Genomic DNA, 8,405 nt, shown 5'->3' with positions numbered 1-8,405 from the left:
GTGCTCGTGTCGTCGATCGCGGGAGGTTCCGGGGCCGGCCAGTTCATGGACGTGGCCGAGGCAATTAAGTCTGCTGGCAATAACGAGCCCTGGACAGAAGACATGTTTGCCCTGCTCTACGCACCCGATGTGTTTGACAAATTGGGTCGCCGGGAAATTCCCGCAAACGCTCTCGGGGCCATTTCGGAAACAATGTCCGGCAGTTGGAATCGAAAACTCTCCGGCGCGTCAGCCGCGCTTTACCAAGGTCACGGCCTGATTCCCTCTGCTTCACCCAAGTACCGAATCGGGCCGGCTTACCCCTACATTGTGGGAGCCAGCAACGGGCAGGTGAGCTTCGGTGAGCAAAACGACGTGTACCTTGCCGTATCCAGCAGTATCGCCACCTGGATGAGCGACAACAAAGTTCAGGACAAACTCTCGGCGTACACCGTGACGAACTACAGTGCCAAAGCTCCCACTCTGCCCGACAACACTGGCCTGAGAAAGACCGGAGGCGACAGCCCTGAACCGGCGCCCTTCTCCTCCATGGGGTTTGGTCGTGTGTCGCTCGGCCTGGAGCGCTTTTTCGAGTATTCCGCGGAGCGGCTCGCCAAATCTGCCCTCAAAGCCCTCCTTTTCAAACATGTCGAGCAAGACCAGCTCCTCGCCCAAAAGACCGAAGAGCAATGGCGCCAAGACAATGCTGATCTTGCCTTCGGCGCCTTCCTCTCCGACAGCGGCCTGGACCAACAAACTCACGAAAATAACCAACTGCTTGGCGCACTACGGCCAGACACCAATGAGCTCCAGGCGCGAATGAAAGCAGCCATCGAACAAAACGCGCGTGGAGGCATGCCCAAAGGAGGCCACCCATACTCCGCATGGGTCGAGCGCATCCACAACGGCTACGAAGTCAACATCCCGTCGTTACTCTCGGATCATCGCGGCGTGCTGCTGGCAAAAGTCCGCGACTGGGTTGATGAAATGCCCGGCAAAATACTCGGCCTCACAGCACAAACAATTTCTCGGCAAGGAATGCCGGTCACCGTCGAACTCATCAACCGGGCAGTTCAACACTCCCTCCAGTCACTGACTGATCTCGAGCAAGAGAAGCGACAGTATCTGGCGGAAGCGGAAAGCCTCAAAACGTTGATCACCCAATCAATGCAGGCCGCAAGCAATATGGCCAACGTGCCTCCCAACAACCCAGCAGTGGCCCAGGGCATCCATCAGGCGCAACTCGCTCTGATTAGGCGGGCAGAGGCAGACCTGCGGGAAGTCGCCGCCGAAATACTGGAAGATTTTGTTCGAAACTTCCTCGAACCGCTTCGCCAAACCTTAGCCGGGTCCGCAAACGCTTTACGGGAAGCAGTGAACGATCAAAAACTTCCCGATGGGCGGTCCAACCCCTACAGCGGCTGGCCCGATGAACAAGATTCCGCCGCGCCCAAAAGATTCTTCCCCGCGCCCAACGAGCGAGTCCTCATCGATGTGCAGCGATACCCGGCGGAATTTGACCGACTCATCGGCCAAACCGTCGGTGACTCAAAGCGCGATGCCAAGCGTGTGGTTCTCGATGAAATCATCATGGGCGACTACGGGATCGACGCGCTCGAGGGTTTACGACCAGATCAGCGTTGGACGATTATCGACCTCGATCAAATCTGGGTTCCGCAGGAGCGTCAGTATCAAAGCCGGGAGGGTGCATTCCAGGCCGCAAAATTTGGTTTCTTGACAGACCACACTCAGTATGTGGACCGCGCGAAGCTATGGCTCGGCATTCCGGGGCGGACCTTCAGCGCATTCCTCGATCAAACCCTCTCAGAGTGGCTGAGCGACGACTCCGATCGTTCAGAGCACGCGGAGCGCCAGTCAAAATTTGTCAAAGAGTTTGATGCTGCCGTCGCCAGTGCCGCCCCATTGGTGAGCCGGAACCAGAAGATGCTCGTCTCAATCCACCCACCCCAGAAGGGCCTAGATGCCTCTGAGGATGACGTGCTCTTCAGCGCAATTCCCGTGGCGACCACGGACGACTTATTTGAGCCTCTAAAAAATGTCCTGATCAAATATCACGAGTGGCGGCCAAGCTTCGAAGAGTTCTTCGTCGGCCGCTCGGGCGCAGCAAACGTCAGACAAATCGATGTGTTTTCGGTCACCAGCGTTCCTGTTCAGCCGATGGCCATGGAATCGCTCATGCAACCAATCGCCCAGGAGTGGCTCACGAGTTCGGCCACCAAAGACGGACGAGGGAACTTTATCCAGTGGCGTCGAGGACGCCCCCTCGAAGAGAGCATTCCCGCCTCGCCCGATATCTGGCGGCAAATGTTAGTGGGCTGGTACGTGAGCAAGCTTTTTGGGTTGATCAAGGCTCAAAAGGACCACCAAGACCCGTCGTTTGAGCAAAAAGGGCCACGTTTGAGTATGTGGGTCGATGGGGGGAAAAAGTGGGTGGACTTTCCGTATCCCCTGTTTTTCCCCGGAATCGCCCCCACCCCCGATTACCTCGGAATCGTGATGGAGTCATTGACCGTCGCGTTAGTCAATTCTTATTCCCAGAGCTCACTCGATCCGCTCCTGCCCTACCAGACCCTCCGCCAAATGGGAGACATGGAATCAAACGACGGAGCACTGCGGACGTGGATCAAAAAAGGAATCACGCGTGATGCCGATGCTCCCACTCCGAGAGAGAACTGGGCGGGGAGGAAAGAGGACAGTGCCGCCGAGCGAAAGAAGGCTTGCATGGCGTATTTCGAATCGCAACTCGCCGACTTTGAAGACTATTTGGGTCGCCAGGATAAGCACGGTGACGTTCGCACGTACCCGGTCAGTTGGCAAATACGTGAGCAAATCCGAGACGGTTTGAAACTCATCGTGCACACGATTCCTTCCATGGAGGAGCACGACGACGATGACGAATACGCCTAAACCGGCTATCACACGAGACGCGGAGTAAAAAATGGTCGACACGCAGTGGGGAGAATCTGGGCTCACAATTGTGCTGCTCCCCAGCGGAACATCCGGCGACCAGTTGCTAGCGGTGGCAAAACAGTGGACCGAGATGGAACTTCTGACCGAAGCGATCTGGGTGCGCCCGGAGTTCTTAGAGTCAGGTTCTACGACACCTCCGCGGCAAAAAGCCCTTGTCCTCGGAGAATCCCATAACGGCGAGCCAATCGAAGTTGAAATCGATCTCTTCGAGCAACTTGCGCGCCAACAACTTCTCACGGTGCGACTTCTTGTGGTCCGGTCGGTAAGCGAGAGCCTCGAATTTGACGAAGCTCAACAGCACCTGGTTGATGTGCTCGACCAATACATTTCACTTGCTCTGCCTCTGCCGGTTTCTACCGGACACGATCGAGAGAAATACACGACCTTGCTCCGGCTAAATCTCGTGACGGCCCCCACCGAATACGAAAGCCTTCAAGGATCTCGCCTCATCAATTCGTCCTTTCACGCCAACTTCATTGCGTCGGCTGAAGACCGATCAGCACCCCTAGCGGGAGACGCCTTTGTCCGCCACGACGAATCATCCCGACAATTCGCCTCATTTACGATGATGCACGTGGCCGCCATTGGGGCCCTCTGGTCGGGTCTTCCTGTCGGGCTCTATGAGCTGCTTAATCCCTCTGGAACCACCGGATCCCAGCTCTATCTCTCCCGTTCCTTCGTGAGCGCAATACTGACTGAGGGACTCGCCCAGAGAGCTTCAGCACGCGTCCTTCGTAAAGTAGCCGACCCTGCGGCCGGAGCGGTTGATTTCTCCACAGAATTACCCGTTGAGGGTACCTATCAAATCTCTGACAGCGAGCGGGATAGCTTCGTTGAGACGATGGTGAACCTCACGTTTGGGTTCGATGACAACAAACTCTCATACCAGCCCTCGCCAGAAGCGGAGCGGGTCCGGGCGGTCGAACAATCGCTTGCCGCCCAGGGCGGATCGTTTTTCACCTTCGCCTGGGACAAAATTACGTCGATACCTCGACACATGGTTCGCGGCTCACGGGTCAAATTTGCCACATTCCTCAATACGGTCCTTCACGGCGGAGAGGACTCCGGCTACGCATCCGTTCATGTGCCCGAAGAACATCTCGATGTCCGAGACAGGGTCATCATGGAAAACCGTAAGCGCATCGCCGAAGAGAAGGAAAGGGCAGATCTGGCTCTTGTTTCCCCGGTCACACCCAGTGATGTGCGCTCCACCCCCGCACTCTGGGAGGACATTCGCTCCTTAGTCTTCGGGATGCTTGACGGATCGAACCTAGAAAAATTTGGTTTTGCGCACGGGGAAAATGGATGGCCCATTTTCTATCGGGTCTCCGACCTTTTCGCCGATCCAGCAGCTGTGCACAAGGTGCTGAACACCGACGACTCTTGGGCAGAGGAAACCGGTGAGGACTGGTCGACGACAAGCAGCACTGCCACCATTATGAAGCGGCTTTCTGAAGACATTGTCGCTCTTCAAGGCGAGCTAGAGGGCGAACTGCGGAAAATTGTCGATGGTCAGGAGACTCTCGAGACCATCGACAATAGAATTCACGAGCTGCGAGATTTTTTAGGACTACAACCACCGGAAAATGACTCGGTCAAAGCTCCCGAGCAACAGAAGGCCGGTGCCTGATGGCGGCGAAAAAATCCAACAAATTGCAGGATACCGGCGCGGTTGACGCTGAAACAGAGTCGGTGCAGTCGGTCGATGATGGGGACGAGGCAGTCGATCAACCCGCAGCCTCTGCAGGTTCTCCCCAAAAGAAGACCTCCAAAACTTCTCAGGCCAACGACGCTGGCCCCGACGGGGGCTCGGGTAACGGCACTGATGAAAGTGCTGATGAAAGTGCTGATGAGAGCGCTGATGAGAGCGCTGACAAGCACACTGAGAGCCTCCCAGAGCAGGAGGCGGACTCTGATGGCGCTGCCCAAGCTACTGATGACGCTTCCCGTACTGAGGAGTTGGCGGAGCAGTCGCCATCCGACACTTCCCCGGGGGCGGTGTCGGAGCCAGTGGAAGCCACCGAGGACGATTCGCGCATCACAGCATCTGTTGACTCCAGTTCCGGCGACGCCTCACTTGATGCTGAAGCGTCCACAGCGCTGAACGAGGAAGCACCTGAAGCTTCCGAGCGACAAGAGGCGATCGCCGACACCACACAATTTGCGACACCACAGCGCCAACTTCAAGTGCCTGACAGCGCAATCGATCGTTTTCGCCGATGGCTGGGAGGATCGACCGCTGTCGGTAAACCACTGCAGAATCAAGCCCCGGTCACCGCGGCGGCTGAAGCACAAGTGAGCGCGGATGAGTCCGAAGAACAGCAGACTGGGCTGTCCATCGAGGCGGCGACCGAGGAGCTGTCCGCGTTTGAGAAATCCCGTGACCAATGGCAAGAATACGTGACGGCCCAGGAACACGTCGCCCAGACCCTAAAGGACCAGATGGGGCAGCGAGAGTCGCAGCTCAATGACCTCAATAAATGGGTATCCCAATACGACCGGAGCTACCAGTGGCGAGTACAGCAACGAATGGACCAGCAACTCGCCAAAGCCGAAGCCGACCTTCGCGCTTACGAAAACTCGGCACGAAATGTCGAAGAATTCGAAGCCGGTCGACTTGTCGAGCTACGCAAGCAATTTCATAAGCTCATCGGTCGACCTACGCTGGTCGCTATTCTGCTCGGTGCCCTCGTGATTTTGCTGCCCATTCTGTTCCGGATTCCAAAATTGGATGCGCTAGAGACCTTCTACGACCCGCGTCTCTCCGCACCCATCATCTTTCTGGTCGTGGGTGCAGTCGTCACGCTCGTGCTGCTCATCAGACGCGCTCTTGGAAAGGACAGGATCCAAAACGTTGTCATTGTGCGTTGGATTCTGCTGGCGTTCTTCCTTGGCCTGGTCATCTTGGCGATGCCGACCCTCGAAGAGCCCATCCGAAACAACCTCATCCCCTTCATCGAAGAGTACTTGTGGTTAATCCTCGGAGTGATCGCGGCGGTCATCCTTACTTGGATCCTGATTGCGCTGACCATTTACTACCAGGGCTGGTCCCAGTACCGCCGAGGGGTGGAAAGTCAGTTGGCGCGCCTTCGCGCCGTGATTTCCGGCTACGTCGAAACGCGTCAAGAAGTGAACCGTCTGAGTCTTCTCTACCAACAGACGGCCGACTGGCTCGAAATCCTTGCCCACGCGCTGTACCGACCGTGGGCTGTCGATCCCGCGTGGGAAGAAAAACGCCGTGTCGAGTCCGACTTCGAAGACTTCCCATTTTCCTTGCGGGTGGCTCAGGTCGACGACCAAGCGGGCGCCAAATCAGCTGAGCTTGAACGAATCATTTCGACCAAGCTCCTGGTCCAAGGGTGGCGAGCCGAAGCGTTTGACGACCTCATTAACCACATCGCCCTAGACCTGGGAATCGGAGTGTCCAAGTTTAATGTTGAGACTCTCGACCGTGACCTGCCCCATCAGACGAATAACACCCGAAATGTGTTGCGGGGTTACCTCGACGCGAGCGCAGGTCGGGATGACGAAACCGTTGAAGAGCACAGTGAGCGCAATCCTCACCTGGTTGAAGTCGCAAGGCAGCGCTTGAAGGTACTCATTCAGCAAACCCAATCTGTTGCTCTCTCCGCTGCTCGTCCGTCGGTGAGCCAGATGATCCGCGACCCACTCGAGACTATTGATTTCGATGGCAACACTGGATCTCGAACGCAACGCTCCGAGGATTGGGATAGCTTCCTTAAAGAATCGCTCGGCACAGAAGAAATCATCAAGCCGCCCCTGAGCATCCTCGGCTTGAGCTCAAAGGGGAAAATGAACAAGTCCGGTGAAGACCCGTCCACCTTCATTCTCATCCCGGAGCGTTTGCGAAAAGCTCTCCCAAGCGAGGCAAGCGCTGTATCGGAAATCGTCCCCGTATCGGACGACACGGCTCGCCCCGTCGAAATCATCGCTCGAATGGATGTGTCTCAACCTCTTGAACCCACCGATCTGCGTCTACTCAATTCCGAACCTCGCGAGGGAGTCTCCGAACAGCGCAGGCTGAGCAGTCGAGAAACCAAAGCCGCGGCAATATGCCCCGAATGTCATGATCCGACCTGTCCCGCGTCGACGGATTCGACGTCGCTGTGCGTGAACGTGGGAATCTAGAACGACAGCCCATGACACAATTTCCTCCTCCGCCCCCCGATCTCCCGGTCGTCACCATAGCTCCCCGGCGAAAGCCCACCGCACTCGTCGCCCTCTCCGCAGGTTTGGGTGTGTCGGTCCTGCTTAATTTGTTCCTCTTCGGCGCTTTGCTGGCACCCGTGGAAACCCCCGACCCTGAACCACCAGAGCCCACCGCATCAGAAGGCCAGGGCATGGAGCAACCAGAAGAGCTAACTCCGTCACCTAATGAACCCACCACAAGCGAACCGATGTCAGCCGGTGAGGTCTATCAGCAAGCCGGCCCCTCGGTCTTCACCATTCAATGCGAAGGTTTTGGAGGCGAATACTTCGAGGGCACGGGCTTTTCCTATGTCCCTAACGCCAATACCCGGAATGCACCTTTTCTGGTGACGAATTACCACGTCATCGAGACATGTTTCACTGCCGGCACAGACGTCTACATAATGACCGCCTCTGAGGATCAATTTCCGGCGACAATCCAAGGGGTTGACCCCTCGAACGACCTCGCACTACTGACTTCCAACGCGCCCCTTGAACCGCTGTTGCCGGCGCGAGAGGCGAGAATTGGCGACACCGTATTCGCCATTGGCTCTCCATTGGGCACCCGGGGCACAATCACCCAAGGCATCATCTCTAATATCGAGGGACAGGTTTACCAAATTGACGCTCGGATCTTCCAGGGGAATTCCGGTGGGCCTCTCTTGAACGAACAAGGCGGTGTCATCGGGGTGAACACCCAGAAAATCTTCGAACAGGGTTCGACCCCTCGTGCTGAAGGAATCGGTTTTTCCTATCGCATCCAATTGCTCTGCGAACAACTCATCGCCTGCTCTTAACGTAATAGCCAAGTAGTCGCGGTGCTGGAACCCGACATAGGGTCCAACACGGCTCAGCGAGAGCCGTAGTTTTCGTAGTAGTCGCGGGGCTTGGTCGACACGTCGAGAACTGCCCACAACCAAAACCCCAAGCTAATGAACCATCCGACCACGGTCGCACCCGCTGCGGCGGAGCCATCAGTGAACGGGTCGTTAAACTCCGCGATGGCAACGACGAACCAAATGAGAAAATAAAAAGTTTGAACCCCGAGGACGGTCCAAAACTTTGCCGCGTTGTCGCGGTAGGTGTAGAGCCACGTCCAGAACCCGAGGAAAACCGCGAGCAAAACCGCCGAACTCTTTTCCTTCCGGCCTGCAGTGGGGGCAGACGAAACATTTCTGTTCGCGACAGCGGTTCCGCAATTTGGGCAGACGGCAGCCGACGCTACC

5 protein-coding genes are annotated in these 8,405 nt (G+C 56.6%); 4 read left to right on the top strand and 1 reads right to left on the bottom strand.

The window, feature by feature from the left end:
* The 4 genes from RI518_RS07420 to RI518_RS07405 all read left to right on the top strand — a co-directional run.
* On the top strand, positions 1–2,907 hold a 2,907-nt coding region (locus RI518_RS07420; RefSeq protein ID WP_310689753.1), incomplete at its 5' end, for a tubulin-like doman-containing protein.
* Positions 2,908–2,977: 70 nt separating this feature from the next.
* Complete coding sequence (locus RI518_RS07415; RefSeq protein ID WP_310689752.1) at positions 2,978–4,600, top strand: hypothetical protein; 1,623 nt, start codon at positions 2,978–2,980, stop codon at positions 4,598–4,600.
* The gene (locus tag RI518_RS07410; RefSeq protein WP_310689751.1) at positions 4,600–7,119 is read left to right on the top strand and encodes a hypothetical protein; all 2,520 of its coding nucleotides are present in this window, start codon (positions 4,600–4,602) and stop codon (positions 7,117–7,119) included. The genes RI518_RS07415 and RI518_RS07410 overlap by 1 nt, the downstream gene beginning before the upstream one ends.
* Before the next feature lie 11 nt (positions 7,120–7,130).
* Entirely contained in the window at positions 7,131–7,976 is an 846-nt protein-coding gene (locus RI518_RS07405) for a trypsin-like peptidase domain-containing protein (protein WP_310689750.1), read from the top strand.
* A 53-nt stretch (positions 7,977–8,029) separates the two neighbouring features.
* Here the strand turns inward: RI518_RS07405 and RI518_RS07400 are convergent, their stop codons facing one another.
* On the bottom strand, positions 8,030–8,302 hold the full coding sequence (locus tag RI518_RS07400) for a hypothetical protein (protein WP_310689749.1): 273 nt from the start codon (positions 8,300–8,302) through the stop codon (positions 8,030–8,032).
* Between the last annotated feature and the right edge of the window lie 103 nt (positions 8,303–8,405).

This window comes from Pontimonas sp. (genome assembly GCF_031581085.1).
Lineage (GTDB): Bacteria > Actinomycetota > Actinomycetes > Actinomycetales > Microbacteriaceae > Pontimonas.
This window is presented reverse-complemented; position numbering and strand designations above follow the sequence as displayed.

Excerpts from the sequence above, each read along its gene's own strand:
- RI518_RS07410 (WP_310689751.1), top strand. The coding sequence starts at position 4,600 with ATGGCGGCGAAAAAATCCAACAAATTGCAGGATACCGGCGCGGTTGAC.
- RI518_RS07405 (WP_310689750.1), top strand. The coding sequence starts at position 7,131 with ATGACACAATTTCCTCCTCCGCCCCCCGATCTCCCGGTCGTCACCATA.